We start from the raw sequence: 24,430 nt of genomic DNA on the forward strand, positions 1-24,430 counted from the left end.
GGGCTCGGAGCACGACACACAGCTGGTGGTGGACGACATCCAGATGGGCTGCGGGCGTACCGGACCGTTCTTCTCCTTCGAACCGGCCGGAATAGTCCCCGACATCGTCTGCCTGTCCAAGTCCATCAGCGGGTACGGGATGCCCATGGCCCTCACGCTGATGCGTCCCGAGTACGACGTGTGGAAGCCCGGCGAGCACAACGGCACCTTCCGTGGTTACAACCCGGCGTTCGTCACCGCCGCCCGGGCACGGGGGCGGTCTGGTGCTGGAGACGGCCGGGCCGGGCGACGAGGTGGCCATGGTCCTGCCGCCGCTCACCGTGACGGACGAGCAGTGGGAACGGGGCCTTGGGATGCTCGACGAGTCCGTCGCCTCGACAGTCGGCAGGCGGACTCTCGCGGCCTGACCGGACCCGGGCACCCACCTCTTGGACGAACGACCCTCGCGCGGCGAACCGGCCACGGGGCCAACGAAAGGGAGAACGGATGTCGGTCGACCTCGTCGGCTTCCTCGGCGTAGTACTGGTGGCGTACGTGGTCCCCGGCCCGGACTTCCTCGTGGTGGTGAGGTCGGCCACCGAGCATCCCGCCAAAGGGCGGGCCGCGGCGCTGGGCGCCCAGGCCGGACTGTGCGTGCACATGCTCGCCGCCGCGGTCGGACTGTCGCTGATCGCCGCCCGCTCACCGGCGGTCTACGACACCATCAAGCTGCTGGGCGCGGCCTACCTCGTCTACCTGGGAGTCCGGGCCGTGCTGGCCGCGCGACGGGCCGCCCGCGAGCGGGCCGCCGGGCGAGAGGCGGCCGGGGGCCTGGCGGACGGCGCCGACCCGCGAACTCCGGCGGAGGACGGACCGGTCCACGGCCGGTGGCGGTCCGGCTTCACCCAGGGCTTCCTCACCAATGTGCTGAACCCCAAGGCCGCGCTGTTCTTCCTCAGCATCCTGCCGCAGTTCGTCGACGGCGGCGGCTCGGCATCGCGGCAGATCTTCTTCCTGGGCACCCTGGACATCATCATCGGTGTCGCCTACTGGTTCGCCCTGGTCGCCGTAGCCGCGCGGCTACGGGCGTTCCTCGCCCGCCCGAAGGTCCGCCGCCGCTGGGAGCTGACGACCGGCTGGCTGTTCATCGCCATCGGCATCGGCGTCGCCGCGGCAGCCTGAAAGCACTGCTCCGGGATTCGGACGGGGCGGGTCTCAGGTGGCGGTGCCGGGGGCGGGGGCCTGGCCGACGCGGTAGATGCGGTTGCGCAGTTCCGTCTCCGCCCAGTCCAGGTCGGCTCGTAGGTCGAGCCAGACCTGGTCCTTGCGCGCGCCGGGCTGGTCGAGTCTGACGGCGACCCAGGAGAACGCGCCCTGGAGGATCTCCCGTCTGCCTCCGGGGCTGGTCACGGAGAGCGCGAAGGGCAGGGCGAGGCCGGCCCGGGTGACGATCATGTTGCTCTCGTCGTCCGGTTGGGGGCGGCCTCCGGTGAGGTAGCGCGGCACGTCGAGGACCTTGATCCACTCCAGGACCGCTCCAGGGACCTGTTCGTCCAGGATCCCCGCGATGGAGTCGCGCACGGCAACGGGCGGCTGTTCACCGAGCCAGCCCAGCCAGTGCTCGGAATCCGTGAGCTTGGCGAAGTCGTCCTTGGGCGGGCCGTAGTTCGGATTCTCCACGAACTCGCCGGTGAGCTTCCCGTCCTCGCCGACCCGCCAGACACCCTGGACGGCTTCCCCCGGGACGTATCCGTCGGGGTCGCCGATGAGGTCAGGGTCGATCACCGCGACCGACCCGCCCGGGTTCGCGGCCGCCTCCGCGACCAGCTCGGGCGGAGGCGACTGCAGGATGCGACGTCGCTCGGCCGATATGTCCCCCACGTGAGCACCCCTTCGACTGGTTCGTACGAGGCAGTCGGCACCGCCCCGCCTGAGGCATGTTTCCATGAGCGCCGCTGACCGAAGCAGCAGGGGCTGGATCGAAGGCGGCTCTCGCGGTCGGGGCCGGGCGCTGCCCTGGAGCCCGGCCGGGCAGCCGGTGCCGCCCTGCGGGCGTGGCCTGCTTGACCTGCCTGGCCGCCGCCTGCAAAGTCGGGATGCGGCACCGCAGCACCACCGCCTCACTCTGCCGACCGGTCCGCCCGTCCCCAGGTGGCAGGCGGCCCTGACACCCGGGAGCGGCTGATCCGATGGTCCTCGACCTGGTTGTGATCGGTACGGCCATCAGCCTGGGGCCTTTGCACAACAGCGCCTTCATCCTGCTGCTCTCGTCACGGCGTGGCGTTCGCCAGGGTCTGGCGTTCCTGTTGTCGTGGCTTGCCAACCTGGTGGTGGTGATCGCCTGTGTGGTGCTGCTGACCGGCGGTCAGCCACCGGCCCGTCACAGCGCGCCCTCGACTGCCGTGATCGCTGTGAAGCTCGCGATCGGCCTGGCACTGGTGCTGTACGGGGCATACCGGCACCGCCGACCGCCCCGCCCGCACGGCCCGCCACGCTGGACCGCCCGGATCGACAACGCCTCCCCGGTCACGGCAGCCGGCCTGGCATGGCTGTTGCAGCCCTGGGCACTGGTCGGCGCCGGCGCCGCGACCGCCGTCGACGCGAACCTCTCCACCGTCACCGACTGGCTCGCACTGACCGGCTACTGTCTGCTGGCCTCACTCAGCCTCATCGTCATGGAGTTGTACGTGGTCTGGGCGCCCGCGGTCGCGAACGCCCGGTTGAACGCCCTGCGGACCTGGCTGGAGCAGCACCAGGAGCAGCTGATCGTCACGCTCTCCCTGCTCCTCGGCCTGGGGCTGACGGCCCGAAGCATCGCCGAGCTCGTCGCCTGACACGCCCTCCACAGGCGTCCCGAGAGGGCCACCGAGGACGAGAAGCCAAAGCCGTGCCGTTCCACCCGGACCGTCGACCGGACAGGGCCACACGGGTCGGCTCCAGCAACCGGTGGGTCAGGTCTGGTTCTCGCCGCCGTCGACGTACAGGTTGGCTCCGAGGATGAAGCTGCTCTGCTCGGAAGCGAGGAAAGCCACCACCGCGGCGACCTCGTCCGGGCGTCCGATCCGGCCCAGTGGGACACCTGCGGCGAACTGCGACTTGGTCAGGGGCGTGTCTCCCGCGGCCACGGCGTCGAGTCCAGGAGTGTCGATCGTGCCCGGGGAGATCGCGTTGACCCGGATGCCGCGGTCCTTGAGCTCGTTGGCCCAGGTCCGGGCGAAGGACCGTATCGCCGCCTTCGAGGCCGCGTACGCGCCGAACGCCGCGACACCGTCATCGGCGCGCACCGAGGAGTTCAGGATCACCGACGCGCCGTCGTTGAGCAGCGGCAGCGCCTTCTGCACCGTGAACAACGTGCCCCGGACGTTGACGCCGAAGGTCTCCTCGAAGTGCTCCTCGGTGACCTGCTCCAGCGTCGCGAACGACGCGGTGCCGGCATTGGCGAACAGCACGTCCAGGCCCCGGCCCCCGGCGCGGACCGTGTCGTAGAGCCGGTCCAGGTCGGCCAGGTCGGAGATGTCACCCACCACCGCGGTGGCCCCCGCCGGGCCGATGGTCTCGACGGCCGCGTCCAGCACGGCCTTGCGCCGGCCGGTGATGAACACGTGCGCGCCCTCGGCCGCGAGTCGCTTCGCGGTCGCCAGGCCGATCCCGGTGCCGCCGCCGGTGACGACGGCGGTCTTGCCTTCAAGCTGTCCCATGCCGATGACCTCCACAAACCTTCAGTACCGATCGGTACTGAAATGGACCGTAGCACATCCGCACCGATCAGTACGGAAGAGGTACGATGGGCCGCATGGAGACGCGGCAGAAGGCATCGATCGGCCGGCCGAGAGGTTTCGACGCCGACGAGGCGCTCGAACAGGCCATGCGGGTCTTCTGGGAACAGGGCTACGAAGGCGCCGGCCTCACCGACCTGACCAACGCCATGGGCATCACCCGCACCAGCATGTACGCGGCCTTCGGCAATAAGGAGGCCCTGTTCCGCAAGGCCCTGGAGCGCTACACCGAAGGCCCCGCCTCGTACGGGGCGCGGGCCCTGGAAGAACCGACCGCCCGGCAGGTGGCCACCGCGTTCCTCAACGGCTCCGTCCGCGCCACCACCCGCCCCGACTGCCCCACCGGGTGCCTCGGCGTCCAAGGATCCCTCGCCGCCGGCGCCCCGGGAACCCATGCCCGCGACGCCCTCGTCACCTGGCGCAACGAGCACACCTCCCTGCTCCGCGACCGGTTCCGGCAAGCCGTCGACGACGGCGACGTCCTGCCCCCCGGCAGCGATCCCGAGCTACTCGCCCGCTACCTCATGACCGTGGCAAACGGCATCGCCGTCCAGGCCGCGAGCGGCACCAGCCGCGACCAACTCCAGCAGGTGGCCGACATGGCCCTGCAGAGCTGGCCACCTGCCTAGCGACCGCCGTGCGTCCCTCTACGCGACGACGAAAGAGCGTGAACGCGCCGAATTCCCTTGGGTGGGCCAGTTCCGGCTCCTCCGCCGCAGCCCGGTTCTCGTCCCCGGCGGCACCCGACGGGTGGGATGACGCGGTGCGCCGTTGAACCCGTGTTGTTGAGGTTCGAGCTTCTCGCGTTCTTGGCCGATCCGTTTGACGTGTCGTTCGACCGGTGGCATGCCAGGGCACCGCGAACCACGCGACGGGCGCTGCCGGCGGAGGGGTGCGGTCACTAACTCGCCCGGTAGTTCATGAACCAGTGGGTGTCGAAGTAGTGAGCCATCGTGAACGGGTGGTGCGGGTCGAGGAGGATGCGGCACACGAACTCCGCGACCGAGCAGTCGAAGGGCACGACCTTGCCGTCGAAGGTCTGGACGGCGACGTGCCAGCGGTCGGGGTCGCCGTCGTCCATCCGCCAGCAGTACAGGTCCTCGTGCTCGGTGCCCGCCCAGACGAGCAGACCGTCCTCCCTGAGGTCGGTCCAGGGCTCCTGGTTCAGCGCGAGGTATGCGTCGAAGGCGCCCTCACCGAACGTCTCCACCATGCGTTTGTAGTCGCCGGGCAGACGCGTGCCCAGGCGCGCCTCGGTCTGCCCCCAGTCGACGTCCGGCCGCTGAGGGGGCAGGGTCCAGCCGGTGATGCCGATGAGCCGCTCGACCCAGTCCTCGTCCCCGCCTCCGGGCATCACCACGAGTGCCTCCGCCCTTGGCGCCTTCGTCCGCCGTGGCGCGGTCGCCAGCACCGGCCGGACGACGCCTTCCGCGTCCCGCGCGGTCCCGGCGCCGATCCACTGATCCCCGTACGCCCATGCCCGTATCGTCACGCCTCGGCCTTCGAGAAGGTCGAGGAGAACCGCGCCGCAGGAATCGTCCACCGTCGGGTCCGTGAAGCCCTCCAGGACGAGGGTGCGTGGGGCCCCGTGACGGTCGGCCAGCGACTCCACGAGCGTATGCGGGTCGATGTCAGGAGGCAGGTACAGAGACCCGCTCGGGGCGGTGAGCCGGTTCAGCAGGTCGTTGAGCATCCATTGGGTGAGCAGCATGACGGACAGTGAAGCGCGCGGCACTGACAAGGGGCGCACCGGGCCTGGCCCACCGCAGCCTCACCGCAGCCTCGGGCCCGCTCCGGCTTCTCGCCGGCCCCACCCGCCGCCGGCCCGCAGCCGTGACGGACCGGTCCCACCCGCCCCACCCAGTCCCACGAGTCAGGAAGGCCGGCGGATTTCGTTGCCGGGCGACGTGTGGGCGAACCAGGTACGCGTCTCGTCCGCGGTCAGGACGCGGGTCAGTTCGGCCGAGCCGGGAAGATGCGGGAAGAACCGGTCGGCGTTCCAACTGCGCTGGTACATCGGTTCGTCGAGCACGAGCAGGCGGCGTCCCTCCACCACGGGGATGTCGTCGGGCAGCCCCTCGTTCCAGATCCGCTCTCCGTTCGGCGCGAGGAGTTCGAAGGCACCGGTCGCGATGGTCGGGGTGCGTCCCTGGGCGGGCTCGGGGTCCGTGGCCAGGCGGACGCTCTCCGCCGACGGGGCGGTGCCGGGTACGTGGCCGCCGCCGACGAGGACGTGGGCAAGCAGCGTGTGCAACTGGAAGTTGTCCCCGATGCCGCCGATGCGTACCTCGAAACCGGCCCCGGTGGGCCTGTGCAGCACGACAAGGTGCTCTTCCAGAACCGCCAGCGCGTAGGCCAGGCACTTGAGGTCGTGCCGCTCCAGGGCCGCCAGGTCACGGCAGGCGGGGAGGATCGCCGAGGCGTGCCTGCGGCGCACCTCGGCGCTGCGGCACAGCACGGCCAGCGCGGGCGGCTGCCACTCCTCGATCGAGCACCAGGCCAGCGCCAGCCGCGTGGCCTCGTACACCTCGCCGCCGAGGCGGGCCGTCAGTGCGTCGTCGATGATCTTCTCGTCCGGCTCCGGCAGTTCGTCCTCGGCCGCGCCGGTGGCGGTCCAACGGCGGGCGAACTCCAGGGCGTCGAGCAGGTCCTGCTGGACACCGCCGAGGATCGGCTCGGCGCAGGCCACCGGATCGGCCCCGCGCTCGACGCAGAAGCCGGCCGCCATCGCCAGCATCGGCCGCGGGCCGGTGGGCGGGAAGGCCGGGAGCAGCGCCGCCAACCGGGGCCCTGCCAGGCGGCATTCGGCGTCCGACGCCGACTGCACACCGTGCATCACGGCGGTGAAGGCAGGCCCGGTGCGGTCGCCGTCGCGAGCGGCCACCGCTCCCTCCAGCTCGGTCACGATGGCGGTGAAGCTCGTAGCCTCCCGCTTCCTCTTGAAGATCACCGGCACACCTTAGGCCCCAGGTCGGCGCGGCGTCACCGGACCAAGACCTCCACCGGCGGGAAGGGGTTGTCCCGGCCGTACGCCGGTCCCCTCCGGTCAGTGGTCCTCGACGGACCGGGCGGCTTGTCAGGCGACCGTCGTCGGGGTGTCTCGCAGGGTGACGCTGGCGTGGCTCTCCTGGAAGCTCTGGTCGGAGACGAGCGTCAGCCGCGCCGTGGACCGGAACTCCGGCAGGGTGGCGGAACCACAGGAGACCATCGTGGTCCTGAGCTTGGCGACGGTCAGGGCGAGCCCTTCGTCGAGGTCGCCCGCGTAGGGGACGTAGCCGTCCACGCCTTCCTCGAAGACCAGCCCCTGGCCGCCCTGACCGTAGCGCTGCCAGTTACGGGCCCGGTTCGAGCCCTCACCCCAGTACTCCTTCACGAAGCCGTCGCGGGTGGGCAGTTTCGCGCCGGCCGCTTGATCGAAGCGCGCGAAGTAGCGCCCCATCATGACGAAGTCGGCCCCCATCGCCAGCGCCAGCGCCACGTGGTAGTCGTGGACCAGACCGCCGTCGGAGCAGATCGGCACATACTCGCCGGTGCGCTCGCGGAAGGCGTCTCGGGCCCTCGCGACGTCCAGCACAGCGCTGGCCTGACCGCGGCCGATGCCCTTCTGGTCGCGAGTGATGCAGATGGAACCGCCGCCCACACCGACCTTGACGAAGTCCGCCCCCGCCTCGGCGAGGAAGGTGAACGCCTCACCGTCGACCACGTTGCCGCCGCCGACGGGGATCTCGGGATAGTGCTTCTTCACCCAGGTCAGGGCCTGTGCCTGCCAGTCGCTGTAGCCGTCGGACGAGTCGAAGCACAACGCGTCCGCGCCCGCCTCCACCAGGGCCGGGATGCGCTCCTGGTAGTCGTGCGTGTTGACGCCCGCGCCGACGCGCAGGCGCTTGGCGGCGTCCACGACCTGGTTCGGGAACCGCTTGTTGTCGGTGTAGTCGGACCGGAACACCAGGTACTGCAGGTTGCCCTCGCCGTCCAGCACGGGGAGGCAGTCCAGCCGTTCGTCCCACAGCCGGGCGTTGGCCTCGGAAAGCGTGGCGTCAGGCCCGGCGTGGGGCAAGTCGCCGATGGCGGTCATCCGCTCGCTGACCGGTTCGGCCAGGTCGTGGCGTTGCGGGTGGAAGTCGCGGGAGGTCACCAGGCCGAGCAGGCGTCCGGTCGCGGTCCCGTCGTGGGTGACCGCGGCGGTGCTGTGACCTGTGCGGCGCATGACGTCGACCAGGAGACCCAGGCTGTCGTCGGGCCGCACGTTCGTATCGCTGGTGACGAATCCGGCCTTGAAGTTCTTCACCTGACGGACCGCCGCGACCTGGTCCTGGATCGACTGGTTGTGGTGCAGGAAGCTCAGACCGCCGTTGCGAGCGAGCGCGATCGCGAGTTCCGGTGTGCTGACGGCCTGCATGATCGCGGACGTGAACGGGGCGTGCAGCTCGATCGCCGACCGCTCGCCCACGATGTGCCGCACGAGGGCCGTGCGCAGCTCGACCGTCGCGGGCGAGCAGTCCGTTCGGGTCCGGTTGGGCAGGAGCAGAAACTCGTTGAACGTCCGTGAGACCTCGGCGATGATTTGTGCCACTCGTTCCTCCTGACCCGTCGGCCGGGGCCCGGCTGCCCCGCCGTGAAGATCGCCCCCGCGTTCCAGGGCCCGGGCAGGCAGGGGTCGGCAAGGCAGCCGTGGAGGTGCCACGGACCGCGGCAGAGCCCTGACCGGCCCGTGGATCGAACGGGTGCGGTCGTGACCTGGCACCCTATCGATCGGCCGGCCTCGGCACGAATCGTGTCCGAGCCGCACAGGACACCGCTCCGCTTCGCCCGGGTGAGTGCCGCTGCGACCCGGCCGTGGCCACGGCGGTCGCAGCGCAGACGACGGTCGGGCTCACTGCCGGGGGTTTCCGTAGCCGTCAACCCTGACGATCGTCAGGGGCCGCTGTTGCCGTTCGGCTCGGGTTCCTGGCTGTCCCCGCTTCTACGTTCGGGCCCCATGGAACAGGAACCACAAGAGAAGATCACAGCTGGTCGGCTGCTCGGTGCCACGGGCGTCCTGGGTGTGGGGGCGGGAGCGGTCGTCTGGCTTTCCCCGGGTGGGCTGGGCGAAGCCGGTGCCGTCCAGGTCACCGGAGGAGCGTCGGCGTCCGCGTACCGGTCGGTGACCCGGACGGTGGCGGCTGCGCCGTCGTGGCTGGGCTCGCTGCTGGAAGTGGCCACCGAGGGCACTCTGGTGGTTCTCGCCGTGATGCTGGCCTGGACGTGGTGGACAGCAGTCCGCCGCAAAGACCTGCGAGGGGTCGTCGAGTCCGTGTTGACCGGTCTCGGCACCGTCGCGGCCTACGCGGTGAGCGAAGCGGTGAAGCTGGTGGTGGACGAGGAGCGGCCTTGCCGCGCGCTGCGCACGGGGGCCACCGACCTCGTCGCGGAGTGCCCCGGCGCGGGCGACTGGTCCTTCCCGAGCAACCACGCCACCCTCGCCGCCGGGATGGCCGTCGGCCTGGCCGTGCTGCGGCCGCGCCTTGCCGCAGTCACGCTGCCGCTGGCCGGGGCCACCGCGCTGCTGCGCGTGTCGACAGGGGTGCACTACCCGCACGATGTGCTCGCCGGCGCGATCCTCGGCGCCACGATGGTGGTGGCCGTGCTGCTCACGTTCGCGCCGCCGGCTCAGCGGCTGGTATCACGACCGGGAGGGCGGAGGAACGATCCCGGCCTCGTGGGCGACGACCGCGGCAGCGGCCCGGTTGTCCACGCCGAGCCTCGCCAGGATGGAACTCACATGGGCCTTCACCGTCCCTTCCACCACATGCAACCGCCGGGCGATCTGCCCGTTGGACAACCCCCCGCCGAGGAAGGCCAGTACCTCCCGTTCCCGGGTGGTGAGGGAGTCGACTCGGGCGCGGGCCACGGAGCGCCGACCGGCCAGAGCGCCCGCGCCGGTAGCGGCGAGGTGCGCGACGACGCGGGCCGCGACCTTCGGTGACAGGTAGGCGGCGCCGTCGGCCACCGCCCGGACCCCCGTGATCAGTTCCTCGGGTTCGCCCGACTTGATCAGGAAGCCGGCCGCGCCACCACCGAGTGCCCGCAGGATGTAGTCGTCCTCGCCGAACGTCGTCAGCATGACGACGCCCGTGCCGGGCGCGGTGCCGCGGATCTCCGCTGCCGCGTCGATACCGTTCATCCCCGGCATACGGATGTCCAGCACAGCCACCGTGGGGCGGTGACGCCGGACCAGTTCCACGGCCTCGCGCCCGTCACAGGCCTCGGCGACGACCTCGATACCCGGATCCGAGGCGAGAACGGCGCGTACTCCCGCCCGGATCATCGGCTCGTCGTCGGCGATCAGCACCCGGATCATCGGGTCTTCACGGGGTGAGCGTGTCGCGGGGCACCAGCGTTCACGGGGTGAGCGTGTCGCGGGACACCAGGATGCCGTCCCGGAAGCAGAGCCGGTACGCGTCGCCGGACCGGTCGTCGAACCGGTCGGCCGTTATCGCGTAGTACTCGCACGTTGTGCCTCCTGTCGGCTCGGGCGTCAGCGGTCGGTGGTTCGTCTGCCGGTCCGGCAGGAAACGCTCCACCTCGGAACGATCTTGCCCCACTCGCAGGCGGGCGAAGTCACCAGGTTCCAGGACCGCTCGGGACGCCGACAGCATCTCCCACCCCATGAGCGCTCCGCTCAGCGCCGCTCCGGTCACCAGGGGCACCATGACCGCAGCCACCAGGGCCCGGCCGACGCGGCGCCGAGCACGGCGATGTTCTGGCGGCAACTCGTCGCCTGCCCGGGAGGCCACGGGCGCGAGGAGCCGTGACGGCGGTGCCGAAGGCGCGTGCGGGATGCGTGCGGTGACCGCGAAGCCCCCGTCGCGCGGACCATGGTCGAACGAACCCCCGGCCAACCGCACGCGTTCTTCGAGACCGCTGAGGCCATGCCCCCCGCTCCGGGGCCGGGGCGGCAGGTTGAGCGCGGGCAGGGGCGGGCCGTTCTCCACGAGGACTTCCGACTCCGTTGCCACATGCCTCACTTGGACGGTCGCCGTCGCGCCGGGCGCGTGCTTGGCCACGTTGGTCAGCGCTTCCTGCACGACCCGATGAACCGCCCGCTCGACCACCGGTGGCAGGTCGTCGGCCTTGCCGTCGGCGCGGAACTCCACGGCGAGCCCGGCCACGGAGGCCTGCGCGATCAGGCCCGCAAGTCCGGCGCCGTCAGGGTCCGTCGGCGCCTCACCGAACTCCTCGCGCAGGACACCGATCACCTCGCCGAGGCGCTCCACCGCGGCCGCCGCCCTGGCCCTGATGTCACCCGCGGCCCTTCGATGATGCTCCGCAAGGTCCGGTGCGAGCTTCAGGGCGCCCGCCGACAGGGCGATCAGGCTGAGGTCATGGCCCAGTACGTCATGCATGTCCTGCGCGATGCGCGCCCGCTCGCGCAGCCTGGCCTGCTCGGCGACCAGCTCCTGCTCGCGTTGCAGTTGCCCGGCGCGCTCCCAACCGGCCTGGACGAGCTGCTGAGAGTGGCACCAGAACCGGCCCGCGAACCAGGGCACCATCGTGGCGACCACCACGACTGCCACGAACCGGCCGGCCAGCGGCAGCCAGGCAGGCACGACGGACAGTGCCACCACGCCGGCCGAGAGCAGCCCGACCAGAGCGAGCGCGGTCGGCGCCGTCCGTCCAGGCCGCCGTCCGGCCAGGAACGCGGCGACGACAGCCGGGACAACCCACCAGAGGTTCACCATGCTCAGCCCGGCGGCCGTCAGCGCGCCCGCTGTCAGAAGACCCCCTGGATCAAGAGCCCGCCGGCGATCGGCCGTCCCGGTCGCAGTCGCAGTCGTAGTCGCAGTCGGAGTTCCACTGTTGATCACCATGCTGTCCACGGAAGGGACGGTACGGACATCGGGAGCCGTCCGACACTGCCGAAAGTCCCGTCTGCGCCGGTGGCCGACGCCCGGAAGACCGCTTGTGCGAACGGCCTTCGGTCATCCCGTCGGCTTGCTGGACGACGGCCTGCTGGACGACGGCCTGCTATACGACGGCCTCAGGAGCCGAGCCCGGCCGGTCTACCTGCCCTCGACGTGGGATTCCTCCGGGTGGCTGCGTTGGGCCGGTGTCACGGTACGGGGTTCCCGGGCGTCGGCGCTCGGTTCCTCGTCGGCCGCCGGGCGCAGGCATTCGATGAGGTAGTCGCCGGTGTCGGGGTCGAGAGTCACGCCGTGGGTCTCGCTGCGGAATCCGGGGAAACGGCGGTCGAAGGATTCGAGGGCGGAGAGGTATCGCAGCAGCGGGCCGTCGGGTGCGCCGACGTTCTCGCCGGGCATCAGGACGGGAATGCCGGGCGGAGTGACGGTGATCATGGCGGCGGCCACCTGGCCCGGCGCCTCCGTCAACCGTACGCGGTGGGTGCCGCCACGGATCAGGCGCTGATAGCACAACTGTGGTGGAGCGACCGGTTCCGGCAACTGCTGGAAGGCAGCGTCCAGCAGCTCGACGAGACGGACAGAGCGCAGGTGGTCGTGCATGTCCTGGCACAGCTCGCGCAGGGTACGGCCGGCGTATCGCCTGGGATGCTCGGCGACCAGTGCGGGCAGGGCCCGGTCGAGGGAGGCGTCCTGGTCGTAGAGGGCCTTGAAGTCCATCAGGGCGTCGAGGAGAGTGCCCCACTTGCCCTTGGTGATGCCCATGGAGAACAGGACGAGCGTCGTATAGCTGTCCGTCTTCTCCACGACGATGTGACGGGTGGCCAGATACGCGGTGAGCACGCGTGCCGGGATGCCCCACTCGCCGGTCGTACCGGTCGCGTCGATGCCCGGGCAGGTCAGGGTGACCTTGATCGGGTCGAGCATGCAGTAGCCGTCGGCCAGCCCCGGGAAACCGTGCCAGGCGGCTCCGGGTTCGAGGTGCCAGCAGGCCGGCTCCGTGCGCAGCAATTCGGCCGGAGCCTCCTCGAACGGCACCCGGGTGCCGGTACTCGGGTCGGTGACCGTCTCGGGTTGCCATACGCCGAAGAACCATGGGGGTCGGTCGCCGGCCTCCTCGATACGGCGCCCGATGCGGACCATCTCCTGGCGGAACCGGACCGCCTCGGTCACGGCCTCGTCGATCAGCCAGCGGCCCTGCGGCCCGTCCATCATCGCCGTCGCGACGTCGAGCGAGGCGATCATCGGATAGAGCGGGGAGGTGGTGCCGTGCATCATCAGCGCCTCGTTGAACCGGTCGTGCCCGACGGGCGCCCGGGGGGCGGGCTTGACGTGGATCATGGCGCTCTGCGAGAGCGCGGCCAGCAGTTTGTGGGTGGACTGGGTGGCGAAAACCGTCGGCCGGTCCGGACCGGGAAAGGTGACCTCGTCCACCGACATGCCGTACCGGCCCGCGTAGAGCGGGTGGAAGCGGGCGTACGCGAACCATGCCTCGTCGAAGTGCAGCCGGGGCGTACTCGTGGCGAGCGCCTGCGCCGCCGCCGGGGCGTCGTAACACAGGCCGTCGTAGGTGGAGTTGGTGAAGACGGCGTACTGGGGGTGGGGCGAGACCGCGTCCCGGGTCAGCGGGTTCGCGGCGATCCGGGCCGCGACGGAGTCCGCCGCGAGTTCCGCCGGGGGCAGCGGCCCCGCCAGGCCGTAACCGTTGCGGGTGGGGATCAGGTAGACGGGACGGGCGCCGGAGACGACCAGCCCGTGCAGCACCGACTTGTGGCAGTTGCGGTCCACCAGCGCGATCTCGTCGCGGGTGACGCTGAAGTGGCCGACCACGCGGTTGCAGGTGGAATCGCCGTGCAGCACGAAGTACGTGAGGCCGGCGCCGAAGACCCGGGCGGCGTTGCGCTCCGCCTCGCCGATCGGGCCGGTGTGCTCGAAGAGCGAGCCGAGTTCCCCCACGGAGATCGACAGGTCACTGCGCAACAGGCGTTCCCCGAAGTAGTCGTGGAAGGCCCGGCCCGCGGGCGACTTCAGCAACGCGACACCGCCGGAGTGGGCCGGGGTGTGCCAGGAGTACTCGTGCGCGTCGTCGAAGCGGCGCAGCGCCCGGAAGAAGGGCGGCAGAACGGCGTCCTGGTAGGTGCGCGCGGCGGTGGTGATCCGGCCCGCGATGAACCCGGGCGTGTCCTCCAGCGGCCACACGTAGCCGACGACCGACTCCGACACCCACAGCGGCAGGTCCCGTACACCGTCGTCGGCCATGACCAGGAACACCGGAAGGTCCTGGAAGCGGCGCCCGATGGAGCGCAGCACGGCGGCGCCGCCGGGCTCGCCGTCCGCGCTCCCGCCGCCCGGTAGTTCCCAGGCGACGAGTGCCGCGGTAAGCCCCGCCTCCGTCCGCAGCACCGCCTCGGCGTCCGCGACGCCTGCCGCCCATCGGAGGTCGAATCCCCGCGACTCGATGGCCTCACCGATGCGCGCCAACTGCTCGGCGCCGGCGCCCTCGTCCCGTGGACGTTCCCGTACCGCGACCAAGATCCTGCTGTCCGCCATGAGACCCCTTCCGGCGGCCAGTGCCGCGTTCCGGGCCAGTTTCCGAGGGGACCGGGCGAGGCCGCAGCCGCACAGCCGTAAACCGCCCGCAGGACGGAACCGGTGGGCTCGGGCTTTACCCTCCGGCCGTGGATCGCTCCGGTGCGTGCGACTGAGGAGGATTGCCCGGCCAGTAAGCGCTATCTAAGCTGACGGGCGTGGATCAAGAAGGCGGCGTCGAGGACTCCTATTTCGACTACTGTCCCTGGGACTTCGTACCCAGGGCCTCTTCCGCGCAGCGAGCGGCTCAGGCCACGCACCAGGAGACGCTGGTCGAAGCCGGGGCGAGTCTTGGACCCCGATGTTTTGTCTCCTCGGCCGCCGCCGTGTTCGCTGATGTTCTGTGTCTGGGCGCCGATTCCTACATCGCGGGGTACGCCTATGTCACGGGTGAGGTGCGGGCCGGGCGGGACTGCTCGGTCAACCCGTACGCGACGGTGCGGGGGCGCGTGACGCTCGGGGACGGGGTGCGTGTCGGCGCGCACGCTTCCCTGCTCGGCTTCAACCACGGTTTCGCGCCGGACCGGCCCGTGCACCGGCAGCCGCTGACGAGCGAGGGTGTCGTCATCGGGGATGACGTGTGGATCGGCTCGCATGTCGTCGTCCTGGACGGGGTGACGATCGGCGACCACTGTGTGGTGGGGGCGGGGGCCGTCGTCACCAGGGATTTGGCGCCGTGGACGATCGCCGCCGGCAACCCGGCCCGGCCGCTGCGTGATCGCCGCGGGCACGGCGGACCGGGAGCCGTCCCGCCGGAGGCCGGCCTGGGCGATGCCGTGGCCGAGTTCGCCGAGCGGGCCCGGGCGCAGACCGCCGATGTCCTGGCCCGTTGCTGGAACGACAACACCGGCCGCTACAGCGACCGACCGGGCGTTTCACCGACGGTGCGGGCGCACTGTGACGCTGTGGAGATCGCCGATCTGCTGCTGGGCGCACCCCCCGGGCAGATGGCCGCGGCCGAGCACGCCGAGCGGCTGCGTGTGCTGCAGGATCCGGTGAGCGGGCTGGTGCCCGAGCTCGCTCCTGGAGGCGGGCCCGGAGCGCTCCCCGCACCGGCCCGCGACGGGTGGATCGAGGACGGCGCGGCCGAGTACCACGTGCTCTCGGTGGGCTGTGCGCTGGAGTTGCTGGGCTCCCGGTTCGCCCACCCGGTGCATGTCGTCGACCGCATGACGGCCGGTCAACTGGTGGCCCGGCTGGAGGCGTTGCCGTGGCGGACTCGGGCCTGGTCGGCGGGCGCGTGGGTGGACTGCTGGGCGACCGGCGCATATCGCAATCATGAGTCGCGGGGTGAGGCGTGCGGTGAACCGGGCGCGCTGGAGGCGCTGTTCGGCTGGCTGGGGACGCGGGTGGATCCGTGGACGGGAATGTGGGGTGCGGCACCGTCGCCGGCCGACGGCCGACTCCAACTGGTCAACGGCTACTACCGGCTGACCCGTGGCTCGTTCGCCCAGTTCGGGCTTCCTGTGCCGTACGCGGAGCGGGTGGTGGACACCGTGCTGGCTCATGCGCGCGATCCGCGCTGGTTCGCGGCGGGCCGTCAGAACGCGTGCAACGTCCTGGACGTGGCACATCCGCTGTGGCTCGCGGGACGCCAGAGCCGCCAACGAGACGACGAGGTGCGGGCGTGGGCCGAGGAGCAGTTGATGCAGGCGCTGGGGCATTGGCGTGACGGGGCGGGTTTCGGCTTCGGTCCGGCGGGAGAGGGCGGCTCGGGTCCCGGCCGGGAGCCGGGGCTGCAAGGCACCGAGATGTGGTTGGCCATCATCTGGCTGCTGGCCGATCTGGTGGGGTTGGCGGATCGGCTGGGATACCGGCCGCGGGGTGTGCACCGCCCCGAGCCGGCCCGCTCCCCCATGTTCACGACGCCCCACCACGGCCTGTCGTGAGGGTCAGTTCCCCGCGGGCGCTCTGTACGTGAGGGTCCGTTCCCCGCGTGCGCGCTGTAAGGGCGGCCCACGGTCCTCGCCTGAACGTCACGCCGGGCGACACCGGCCTCAGCACGTACCGCGCGACGCGCTCCGAAAGGGTCGGTTCCCACAGGCGCCGGCCAGCGGCGGCACCCGGGTCAGCACGTGACGTGGAACTCGTTTCCGCCGGCGTCGGGGAACTCGCCGGGTTCCCCGTCGCGTCGGGTGACCTCCGGGCGCAGCCTGTTCCGCCCCGTCTTCGGCGCCGCGGGAGGCCCCATGACCAGCGAGACCGTGCTGGTGGGCTCCCGGCGCAGCCGGACGCCCCAGTGGTGGGACTCGACCGCACGCCAGTCCGCCCGGGCCTCCCAGAAGGCCCGCTGGGCGTGGCGGTCCTCCTCGGCGACGTCGAGGCAGATCGCGACGAGGCCGGAGTCGGCGAGCACTCCGGGGTGACCGGGACGCAGCACGCAGAACTCGTTGCCCTCCGGATCGGCCAGCACGTCCCACGGGACGTCACCCTGTCCGATGTCGACCCGCGTCGCACCGAGGGCGAGCAGGCGCGCCACCTCGACCTCCCAGTCCGGCCCCCCGGCCAGGTCGAGGTGGAGTCGGTTCTTCTGCGCCGCTTTCGGCTGCGCGGTCGGCACGAACCGCAGCCGCAGGCCGCCGGTACGGCCCTGCGTCGCGTCCCGCCAGAAGCCGTCCATACGCCCGGCATCCAGCGCGTCGATCACGATCCCGGTCAGCATCCCGCTCCCCCAAGCCGTCGAAAACCCGTCGCGGCTCATCATGGTCGCCATCGCTCTCGGCGTCGGCGCCGGGGCCCCGGGTCGGAACCGCCGACCGGTCCCACCGGGTCACCGGCTGACCAGGGAGCTGTCGGTCGCTCGTCGGCCGCCCTGCCGGGGCACCGTGACGGTCTTCCGGTCTGCGACCGCGACGCGACGGCGCTCCCCGCAGGCGGGCCGACGTGCGGTCAGCCGGACGTGCAATGCGGGGCCGGTGTGCCCGCCGTGCCGTTCGCGGTGAAGCCGAACGAGGTGGTGGCGCCGGGGAGCAGGGAGCCGTTGAAGGCCGCGTTGCGCACGGTGGCCCGGTCCTGAGCGGTGGTCAGCAAACCGTTCCACAGGCTGGTGACGGTCGAGCCCGCCGGATCCCAGGCCACCGACCAGCCCGTCAGCGCGGCAGAGCCGGTGTTCTTGACCGTGACCTCCGCCTGGTAGCCGCCCTGCCAGGAGGAAACGGTACGGAACTGCGCGGTGCACGCGCCCTGCGTCGGGGTCGGTGTGGGCTCCGGGTCGGGGTCCGGATCCCTGGCGTCGTACGTCAGCCCGTACCCGTACGGGAAGAGCGCGGCCTTGCCGTCGCCCTCGTTGATGGGCTGCTGCGAGGCGCTCTTCATCCAGGTCACCGGCAGCTTGCCGGTGGGGGCGTAGTCGCCGAACAGGACGTCGGAGACTCCGGCGCCCTCGGTGCCGGGCAACCAGGAGGCGAGAAGCGCCTTCCAGTCGGGCAACTGGGCGGAGATGTCGAGCGGCCGGCCGGAGACCAGCACCACCACGACCGGCACCCCGCTCGCCTTCAGCCGGGCGAGGGTCTGCAGATCCTCCTGGTCCAGCCCCATGCCGTTCGGCCGGTCGCCCTTGCCTTCGGCGTACGGTGTCTCGCCGACGACGGCGACAGCGGCGCCGTAGCTCGCGTCGATGCCGTTGCCATAGCGGTCGTAGGTGACCCGGGACGCGTCGGTGGCGGCGGCGCGGATGCCCCGCAGGACGGTGGTGCCGTCGGTGACGGGGCCGCTGCCGCCCTGCCAGCCCACGGTCCAGCCCCCGCTCTGGTTGCCGATGTCGTCGGCGGACTTGCCGGCGACGAAGAGCTTCGCGGACTTGGCCAACGGCAGGATCCCGCCGTCGTTCTTCACCAGCACCTGGGACTCGCGTACCGCCTGCCGGGCCAGGTCCCGGTGCGCGACCGAGCCGACCGTGGCGGTGTACGACCGGTCCGTGAACGGCCTTTCGAAGAGGCCGAGTTGGAACTTCTTCGTCAGGACGCGGCGGTTGGCGTCGTCGATCCGGGACTGCGCGACGCGGCCCGCGGTGACCTCACCGCGCAGCAGGATGAGGAACTTCTTGTAGTCGTGCGGGACCATCACCATGTCGATGCCCGCGTTGACGGCCGTGCTGATCTCGGCGCCGGTGAAGCCGCTCTGCGCGTCCAGCTGGTCGACGGCTGCCCAGTCGGAGACGACGAACCCGGTGAATCCCAGCTCCCCCTTGAGGACATCGGTCACCAGGTGCCTGTTCGCATGGGACCTGACGCCGTTCCAGCTGCTGTACGACAGCATCACCGACCCCACGCCGCGGCGCACGGCCTCCTTGAACGGCGGCAGGTGGATCGCCCGCAGCTCGGCCTCGGACAGCTCGGTGTTGCCCTGGTCCACGCCGCCGGTGGTGCCGCCGTCGCCGAGGTAGTGCTTGGCGGTGGCGAGCACCGAGGCGGGGCCGGCCCCCAGGGTGTCGCCCTGGAGTCCGCTGACGAACGTCGTCATCGCGGAGGGCAGTTCCGCTGTCTCGCCGTACGACTCGTACGTACGGCCCCAGCGGTCGTTGCGGGCCACGCACAGGCAGGGGGCGAAGTCCCAGTCGATGCCGGTGCCGGACACCTCCTCGGCGACCGCGTGTCCGACGCGCTGGACGAGGGCCGGGTCACGGGTGGCGCCCAGTCCGATGTTGTGCGGGAAGAGGGTGGATCCGCGCACCGCGTTGTGGCCGTGCACGGCGTCGATCCCGTAGATCATCGGAATGCCGAGCGGGGTGGTCAGAGCGGTGCGCTGGATGCTGTCGTAGGTGTCTGCCCAGGTCTGCGCATTGTTGGGACTGACCGTGGAGTCGCCTCCGGACAGCACGGACCCGATGCGGTAGGTGGCGAGGTCGGACTGCGGGACGAGGGCGTCCTTCTCGATCTGCGTCATCTGGCCGAGCTTGTCGTCCAGCGTCATACGTGACATCAGGTCGGCGACGCGGTCGGCGACCGGTAGGGAGGCGTCCTGGTAGGGAAGGCCGGCGGCGGACGCGCGGGGTGCGGGTTCCGGGACGGCGGCGGCCGGTCCGACGAGGGTCAGGGCGGCGACGCACAGGGCCAGGGCGGCCGTCGCCGGACCGCGACAGTCGGTCAGCAGGCGCATGGTGGGGCCTTTCCGGTGGGGGCCGGGAGGGTGGGGGCGGCGCGGTGCGTGGGCCGGGGCCCGCCCGCTCCACGGCGAGGGCCGGTGGGCGGGCGGGTCCCGGAATGAGCGCGGGTGTCAGGCGGTGGTGCAGGAGGTGCCGTTGAGGCTGAAGCCCGAGGGCTTGGTGAAGGAGCCGCCGTAGGTGCCCTGGAAGCCGAAGGACACCTGGCCGCCGGGCGCGATCTGCGCGTTGTAGGCCAGGCTGCTCGCCGTGACCGCTCCGGACGACGGGGAGACGCCGGCGCTCCAACTGCTGGTGATCTGCTGTCCGGCGGGCAGGGTGAACCCGAGCTTCCAGCCGTTGACCGGGGAGGTGGCGGTGTTGGTGACGGTGACGTCGGCGGTGAAACCGCCCTGCCAGACGTTCGTCGTGTAGGCCACCTTGCAGGCGGTGGAGCCACCGGGCGTGCCGGGGTCACCGGAGCCGCCGCCGGTGTTGACCGTGGAGGAGAACGAGGTCACGGCGAGGCCGGCGCCGTTCTGCCAGGGCTCGAAGCCCGCCTGGACGCTGGTCAGGTACCAGTTGTTCTGGGCCAGTCCGCGGGAGACGGCCTGCCGGGCGAAGTCCATGACGTCGAAGTTCCAGCTGCTGATCGCCGACGGTGCGACGAAGGACAGCACGTCGTTGGAGCCGTTGTTGCCGGACCACACCTGCCACTGGCGCCCGGCCACGGTGGCCGTGCCGACCGCGGAGCCCACGGGCTGCACGGATCCGACCCTGTCGAACCAGATCATGATCTCGGTCCGGTTGACGCCGTCGGTGCGGGGCGTGGGGTCGAGCCAGATGTCGTAGGCGGCGTCGTACGCCGCGTTGCCGACGTAGCTGTAGGAGATAGCGGTGGGCGCGCTGGAGATGGTGCTGAGCTGGGCGGGAAGGTTGGTTCCGGGTGAGCAGTTGGTGTAGTGGCAGCCGTTGTAGACGGACGGGTAGGACTTCGGGGCGCCGTTCGTGGGGACCGAGCCGTCGGCCTGGGTGATCCGGAATCCCGAGTCGCTCACGCTGATGCACTGTGTCTCGCTGGTGCCCCAGCGGTTGTTCTGGACGACGTAGCGGCCCTGGATAGTGGTCGACCCGAACTGCTCACAGATGGTGGTGTCGGCCTGCGCCGCCGAAGCGGTGGTCAGCAGCGCGGCCAGCGAGACGAGCGAGGTGAGCAGGGCGCCGAACAGGCCACGCGCCCTGCGGGCATGGTGCGGTGACGGTCGCATGCGGATCCTCTCCGAAGGGAGTGGGGGAAGTAGGTGCGGGGAGCGCTCCCACGACTACGACAATGGGAGCGCTCCCATTCCCTCGGTTCGGCAGGGACTCTAGGGAGGCTCCATGTTCCTGACAAGCCTGTGGGCAGCAACCCGTCGAAAGTCTTCGAGGATGCCTGGCCGGAGTTTCCGAGGATGCCAGGTCGGAGGGGGCGTGCGGTCTGTCGTCACGCGCCTGTTGGGAGCGCTCCCGAGGTGCCCGCGGCCGGGAGCGTCCTCCTGGGCGGGTGCTTCCGGGTCGACCGGCCGTGGGCAGGACGACCGTCCGCCGTGGGCAGAATGCACGGCTCGCGGTGGTCAGGACGACCGGCCGGGGGCGGTCAGGACACGACCGAGTAGGGGCGATCAGGACGACTCGCGGACCACCAGTTCCGTGCGGAGGATGACGTGGCGCCAGGCGACGGCGGGCTCGTCCATCTCCTCCAGGAGCAGCCGGATCATGGCCCGACCGATCTCCTCCAGCGGCTGACGGACCGTGGTCAACCGCGGCTCGGTCTGCTCGGCCAGCGGAAAGTCGTCGAAACCGATCACGGCGACGTCCTCGGGCACTCGCCGTCCCGCCGCGCGCAGCGCCTGCAGAGCACCCACCGCCGTGGTGTCGGACGCGGCGAGGACCCCGTCGATCTCCGGATGCCGTTCGAGGAGTTCGGCCATGGCACGGCGCCCGCTCTCCTGGGTGAAGTCGCTCTCCGCGACCCAGGACCGCTCGCCCCCCTGGCCGGCCGTGGCCATGGCCTCCCGATAGCCGCGCAATCGGCACTGGGCGACGTACATGTCGAGCGGCCCGGTAATGGTGGCGATCTCTCTGCGGCCCCGTTTCAGCAGGTGGGCGACGGCGCTGCGGGCACCGCCGACGTTGTCCGCGTCGACGTAGCTGACGTGCTCGTCGCCCGAACGGCGTCCCAGCATCACCGTCGGCAACCGCGCCTCGGCGAGCATGTCCGGCAACGGGTCCCCGGCATGCACGGACACCAGCAGCGCCCCGTCGACCCGGCCGCCCCGCGCGTACTCCAGGAAACGCTGCCGCTCCGCATCCGAACGGACCAGGGTCAGCAGCAACTGCATCCCGGTGTCCGCCAGCGCATCCCCCAGCGAGCGGACGATCTCGGAGAAGAACGGCTCCGCGAACTGCCTCCAGTCCGGCTCCGTCAGGACCAGGGCCACGGCATCGGCCCGTCGCCCTGCCAGAGACCGCGCGGCGAGATTGGGCACGTACCCGAGCTCCTCGACAGCACGCTGCACGGCCCGGCGCGTCGACGCCTTCACACCGGCCGCGTTGTTGATGACGCGAGACACCGTGCCCCGCCCCACCCCCGCGCGGACGGCCACCTCCTCCAGCGTCGGCCCCCCAGGACGTCGCCTGCCCATGACCACCTCCCCCACGAGATCACCAAATCCTACGGCCCGACCCAACCCGGCACACAGACTTCCCCGGCGGCATGGCCGAACCACGGGCAACCGGACGCCGCGAGGCGTGGCGGACCACGGGAGAGGGGGATCCGTGTACGCCCCGCGCGGTGTCCTCGATGAAATCGCGGAGGTCAAGCACGGTGCGCGAGGCGAGGCACGGGTTCGCAACCCGGCTGGTCCGAGGCCTACGAACCCGTGTGCGGCCGCCGTCGGCGTCTTCCGAGCGCAACACCCAGCCGTGGCATGAGCGTTGCGAGGAGCGCCACGCGGTGCTGGGGAGGTGTTTCGGCCGGTGCCGACCGTGTCGGTGGCGGTGTCGGCGGCGGCGGTGGCCGTGGCCGGGACCAGCCGACCGGGCGGTGTAAGAAGCCGACCGAGTGGGCGCAGGTTTGGGTGGGGAGGGCCTGCCTGGTGATCCGGTGACGAGACGAGCGCCACCGGCCCGGAGGCCGCGGCCGAGGCAGGATCCGGACCACGAAGCGCGTGGAACGGGCGACCCGCCGGGGCGGCTACCTGCCAATCCGTCGGCAGGCAGCCGCCCCGGCGGGTCCACTCATCCGACTACGACAGGGGCGGGTAGGCGTTCTGCATCAGCTGCTGGAACTGGGCGGAGAACCAGTGCCCGGCCAGCGGCGAGTTCGACAGAGCACCGGTGGGGTTGTTGCCGTTACGGGCGTTGCCGCCGTAGGTGGGGTCGCACATCCGGTCGAAGCCCTTGCCCTCGTCGTTGGAGACGGCCGAGCTGGACCCGTCCGACTCCCCCGGGGGCTTCACCCACACGTAGGCGTCGATTCCGGCCGCCGGGGCCGCGGTGGGCCGTTCGCCGATTCCGGCTCCGCTCTGGTTGCACCAGTTGCCGGCGTGGATGCGCCGGTCGACGCGGCTGCCGTCGACATAGCCGTCGACGGAGGTCTGCGCACCCGGCCCGGCGGGCCGGGCCGAGCCGCCCCAGCCGTTGCGGGAGGTGTCGATCAGCATGCCGATGCCGGACCTGAAGCCGGCCGCGACCAGCTTGTCGCGCAGCGCCTGGGCGTAGGACTGCTCGTCCACGTACTGGTTCCAGTCCAGCCACTTGGACTGGCGCACCGTCTGCCCGTTGACGCTGTCGGTGACCTTGAGGTAAGGCTCCTTGACGGGGCTGTAGTTGGCGGTGTTGACGATGAAGCCGGCCACGTCGTCCACGCTCGCGCCGTTGGTGGTGGCCACTTTGGCGAACTCCTGCGCGGCCGGGCCGAGGTTGCTGTCCCAGCCGAGCCAGCCGTGGTGGGCGGCGTCGATGTAGTTGTAGACGTTCGGGACGGCACCGAGCTTGTCCAGGGCGTAGCCGACGCCCTTCTCGTAGTTGCCGTTGCCCTTCATGGTCACGCAGGCATCGGTGGTGGTGTTGGTGCCGCCGGCGTTGGTGACCAGGTTGGGCAGTGAGTCGGGCTCGATGACGGTGGCGATCCTGAGGCCCGCGTACTTCGCCTCGGAGAGGATCGAGGCGATCGGGTCGATGTACTGGGACTTGTACTTGTCGAGGTCGTTCGGGCCGAGTTCGCCGTTGGAGGCGAGGGCGGCGCAGTCGCGGCCGGGCAGGTCGTAGATGACCAGCTGGACGACGAGCTCGCCGGAGCCCTTCTGCTTCAGCGCCTCGTCCAGGTGGGCACGCAGTCCCATGCCGCCGCTCACGCCGTTGATGGCGGCGATGCGGTCGAGCCAGACGGCGGTGGGCTGGTTGGCGATGCGGCTGCCACCCGGTTCGGCGGCGGCCTTCGCCGACCACTCCGGGTTGACGTACGCCTTGGCGCCGACGTACGGGTTCTCGACCCGGCTGCCGTTGCCGCCGCCGTTGTCACCGCCACCGCCATCGCCGCCACCGCTGCCGCCGTCGACGTTGCAGGTGACGCCGTCGAGCGTGAACGTGGCGGGTAGGGCGTTGGTCCCGCTGTAGGAGGCGTTGAAGCCGAAGCTCACGGAACCGCCGTTCGCCAGCGCGCCGTTGTAGCTCTCGTTGGCGGCGGTGACAGCTGTGCCGCTCTGACTGATCTTCGCGCTCCAGCCGTTGGTGATCTGCTGGTTGCCGGCGTACGACCACTTCACCGACCAACTCGACTTCGCGGCGGCGTTGTTGGTGATGGTCGCGGTGGCGGTGAAGCCGGTGTCCCAGTGGCTCTGCACCTTGTAGTCGACGGTGCAGGGGGTGGCCGTCACCGCGGCACCCGCCGATTGGATGCCGAGTGCGGTTCCGGAGGCCCCGGCGACCAGCGCCAGGGCAGCGAGCAGCGAGCAGCGATGTTCGAGTGCGACTCATCTGTGGTGGTTTCCTTTGTTGCCGTGGGGTTTACGGGTTGACGGCGCGCGCGTGTGATCGCGCGGCCCGATGCCGTGCGTGGGCGTGTC

General features: G+C 71.0%; 17 protein-coding genes and 2 pseudogenes. 6 read left to right on the forward strand and 13 right to left on the reverse strand.

Annotated features, from left to right (window positions below):
* Positions 1–13: 13 nt before the first annotated feature.
* Both OG933_RS02360 and OG933_RS02365 read left to right on the forward strand, forming a co-directional pair.
* A pseudogene (locus OG933_RS02360) lies at positions 14–407 on the forward strand (aminotransferase class III-fold pyridoxal phosphate-dependent enzyme); the annotation flags it as partial.
* A 79-nt stretch (positions 408–486) separates the two neighbouring features.
* Positions 487–1,161: a LysE family translocator gene (locus OG933_RS02365; RefSeq protein WP_405625041.1), complete on the forward strand. Its 675-nt coding sequence runs from the start codon at positions 487–489 to the stop codon at positions 1,159–1,161.
* Between the two features lie 33 nt (positions 1,162–1,194).
* Here OG933_RS02365 and OG933_RS02370 read toward each other — a convergent pair whose 3' ends face one another.
* Positions 1,195–1,860: a hypothetical protein gene (locus OG933_RS02370; protein ID WP_405625043.1), complete on the reverse strand. Its 666-nt coding sequence runs from the start codon at positions 1,858–1,860 to the stop codon at positions 1,195–1,197.
* Positions 1,861–2,168: 308 nt separating this feature from the next.
* Between OG933_RS02370 and OG933_RS02375 the strand changes: the two genes are divergently transcribed.
* Positions 2,169–2,813 (forward strand): GAP family protein, encoded by a 645-nt coding sequence (locus tag OG933_RS02375; protein ID WP_405625045.1) that lies wholly within the window; start codon positions 2,169–2,171, stop codon positions 2,811–2,813.
* A gap of 117 nt (positions 2,814–2,930) precedes the next feature.
* On the opposite strand, the gene OG933_RS02380 is transcribed toward OG933_RS02375, so the two are convergent.
* Positions 2,931–3,677 carry an SDR family NAD(P)-dependent oxidoreductase gene (locus OG933_RS02380; RefSeq protein ID WP_405625047.1) on the reverse strand — a complete coding sequence of 249 codons (747 nt, stop codon included), beginning with the start codon at positions 3,675–3,677 and terminating at the stop codon, positions 2,931–2,933.
* A gap of 95 nt (positions 3,678–3,772) precedes the next feature.
* On the opposite strand from OG933_RS02380, the gene OG933_RS02385 reads away from it, so the two are divergent.
* A complete protein-coding gene (locus tag OG933_RS02385; protein WP_405625049.1) occupies positions 3,773–4,384 on the forward strand; it encodes a TetR/AcrR family transcriptional regulator in 612 nt (203 codons plus the stop codon).
* 272 nt (positions 4,385–4,656) lie between these two features.
* On the opposite strand, the gene OG933_RS02390 is transcribed toward OG933_RS02385, so the two are convergent.
* From OG933_RS02390 to OG933_RS02400, 3 genes are all read right to left on the reverse strand, one after another.
* Complete coding sequence (locus tag OG933_RS02390; protein WP_405625051.1) at positions 4,657–5,466, reverse strand: hypothetical protein; 810 nt, start codon at positions 5,464–5,466, stop codon at positions 4,657–4,659.
* 162 nt (positions 5,467–5,628) lie between these two features.
* The gene (locus tag OG933_RS02395) at positions 5,629–6,705 is read right to left on the reverse strand and encodes a hypothetical protein (protein WP_405625053.1); all 1,077 of its coding nucleotides are present in this window, start codon (positions 6,703–6,705) and stop codon (positions 5,629–5,631) included.
* 126 nt (positions 6,706–6,831) lie between these two features.
* On the reverse strand, positions 6,832–8,328 hold the full coding sequence (locus OG933_RS02400; RefSeq protein WP_405625055.1) for an IMP dehydrogenase: 1,497 nt from the start codon (positions 8,326–8,328) through the stop codon (positions 6,832–6,834).
* A gap of 405 nt (positions 8,329–8,733) precedes the next feature.
* Between OG933_RS02400 and OG933_RS02405 the strand changes: the two are divergent.
* A pseudogene (locus OG933_RS02405) lies at positions 8,734–9,378 on the forward strand (phosphatase PAP2 family protein); the annotation flags it as partial.
* A 39-nt stretch (positions 9,379–9,417) separates the two neighbouring features.
* Here the strand turns inward: OG933_RS02405 and OG933_RS02410 are convergent.
* The 3 genes from OG933_RS02410 to OG933_RS02420 all read right to left on the reverse strand — a co-directional run bounded on the left by OG933_RS02410 (position 9,418) and on the right by OG933_RS02420 (position 14,203).
* Positions 9,418–10,095: a response regulator gene (locus OG933_RS02410; protein ID WP_405625056.1), complete on the reverse strand. Its 678-nt coding sequence runs from the start codon at positions 10,093–10,095 to the stop codon at positions 9,418–9,420.
* A gap of 40 nt (positions 10,096–10,135) precedes the next feature.
* Positions 10,136–11,476: a sensor histidine kinase gene (locus tag OG933_RS02415; protein ID WP_405625057.1), complete on the reverse strand. Its 1,341-nt coding sequence runs from the start codon at positions 11,474–11,476 to the stop codon at positions 10,136–10,138.
* 321 nt (positions 11,477–11,797) lie between these two features.
* Positions 11,798–14,203: an Orn/Lys/Arg decarboxylase N-terminal domain-containing protein gene (locus tag OG933_RS02420; RefSeq protein WP_405625058.1), complete on the reverse strand. Its 2,406-nt coding sequence runs from the start codon at positions 14,201–14,203 to the stop codon at positions 11,798–11,800.
* Positions 14,204–14,400: 197 nt separating this feature from the next.
* On the opposite strand from OG933_RS02420, the gene OG933_RS02425 reads away from it, so the two are divergent.
* Positions 14,401–16,131 (forward strand): acyltransferase, encoded by a 1,731-nt coding sequence (locus OG933_RS02425; protein WP_405625059.1) that lies wholly within the window; start codon positions 14,401–14,403, stop codon positions 16,129–16,131.
* 179 nt (positions 16,132–16,310) lie between these two features.
* On the opposite strand, the gene OG933_RS02430 is transcribed toward OG933_RS02425, so the two are convergent.
* The 5 genes from OG933_RS02430 to OG933_RS02450 form a co-directional block, all read right to left on the reverse strand.
* Complete coding sequence (locus OG933_RS02430; protein WP_405625060.1) at positions 16,311–16,904, reverse strand: VOC family protein; 594 nt, start codon at positions 16,902–16,904, stop codon at positions 16,311–16,313.
* A 227-nt stretch (positions 16,905–17,131) separates the two neighbouring features.
* Positions 17,132–19,339, reverse strand: coding sequence for a glycoside hydrolase family 3 N-terminal domain-containing protein (locus tag OG933_RS02435; protein WP_405625061.1), 2,208 nt, complete (start codon positions 19,337–19,339; stop codon positions 17,132–17,134).
* A gap of 117 nt (positions 19,340–19,456) precedes the next feature.
* A complete protein-coding gene (locus OG933_RS02440) occupies positions 19,457–20,590 on the reverse strand; it encodes a GH12 family glycosyl hydrolase domain-containing protein (RefSeq protein WP_405625062.1) in 1,134 nt (377 codons plus the stop codon).
* Between the two features lie 393 nt (positions 20,591–20,983).
* Positions 20,984–22,006: a LacI family DNA-binding transcriptional regulator gene (locus OG933_RS02445; RefSeq protein ID WP_405625063.1), complete on the reverse strand. Its 1,023-nt coding sequence runs from the start codon at positions 22,004–22,006 to the stop codon at positions 20,984–20,986.
* A gap of 603 nt (positions 22,007–22,609) precedes the next feature.
* Positions 22,610–24,313 (reverse strand): glycoside hydrolase family 6 protein, encoded by a 1,704-nt coding sequence (locus tag OG933_RS02450; protein ID WP_405633216.1) that lies wholly within the window; start codon positions 24,311–24,313, stop codon positions 22,610–22,612.
* Between the last annotated feature and the right edge of the window lie 117 nt (positions 24,314–24,430).

The organism is Streptomyces sp. NBC_00016, assembly GCF_045040885.1.
In the GTDB taxonomy this organism is placed as follows: domain Bacteria; phylum Actinomycetota; class Actinomycetes; order Streptomycetales; family Streptomycetaceae; genus Streptomyces; species Streptomyces coriariae.

Coding starts and splice junctions, on each gene's coding strand:
- OG933_RS02365 (WP_405625041.1), top strand. CDS start 487: ATGTCGGTCGACCTCGTCGGCTTCCTCGGCGTAGTACTGGTGGCGTAC.
- OG933_RS02375 (WP_405625045.1), top strand. CDS start 2,169: ATGGTCCTCGACCTGGTTGTGATCGGTACGGCCATCAGCCTGGGGCCT.
- OG933_RS02380 (WP_405625047.1), bottom strand. CDS start 3,677: ATGGGACAGCTTGAAGGCAAGACCGCCGTCGTCACCGGCGGCGGCACC.
- OG933_RS02385 (WP_405625049.1), top strand. CDS start 3,773: ATGGAGACGCGGCAGAAGGCATCGATCGGCCGGCCGAGAGGTTTCGAC.
- OG933_RS02390 (WP_405625051.1), bottom strand. CDS start 5,466: ATGCTGCTCACCCAATGGATGCTCAACGACCTGCTGAACCGGCTCACC.
- OG933_RS02410 (WP_405625056.1), bottom strand. CDS start 10,095: ATGATCCGGGTGCTGATCGCCGACGACGAGCCGATGATCCGGGCGGGA.
- OG933_RS02415 (WP_405625057.1), bottom strand. CDS start 11,476: ATGGTGAACCTCTGGTGGGTTGTCCCGGCTGTCGTCGCCGCGTTCCTG.
- OG933_RS02420 (WP_405625058.1), bottom strand. CDS start 14,203: ATGGCGGACAGCAGGATCTTGGTCGCGGTACGGGAACGTCCACGGGAC.
- OG933_RS02430 (WP_405625060.1), bottom strand. CDS start 16,904: ATGCTGACCGGGATCGTGATCGACGCGCTGGATGCCGGGCGTATGGAC.
- OG933_RS02435 (WP_405625061.1), bottom strand. CDS start 19,339: ATGCGCCTGCTGACCGACTGTCGCGGTCCGGCGACGGCCGCCCTGGCC.
- OG933_RS02440 (WP_405625062.1), bottom strand. CDS start 20,590: ATGCGACCGTCACCGCACCATGCCCGCAGGGCGCGTGGCCTGTTCGGC.
- OG933_RS02445 (WP_405625063.1), bottom strand. CDS start 22,006: ATGGGCAGGCGACGTCCTGGGGGGCCGACGCTGGAGGAGGTGGCCGTC.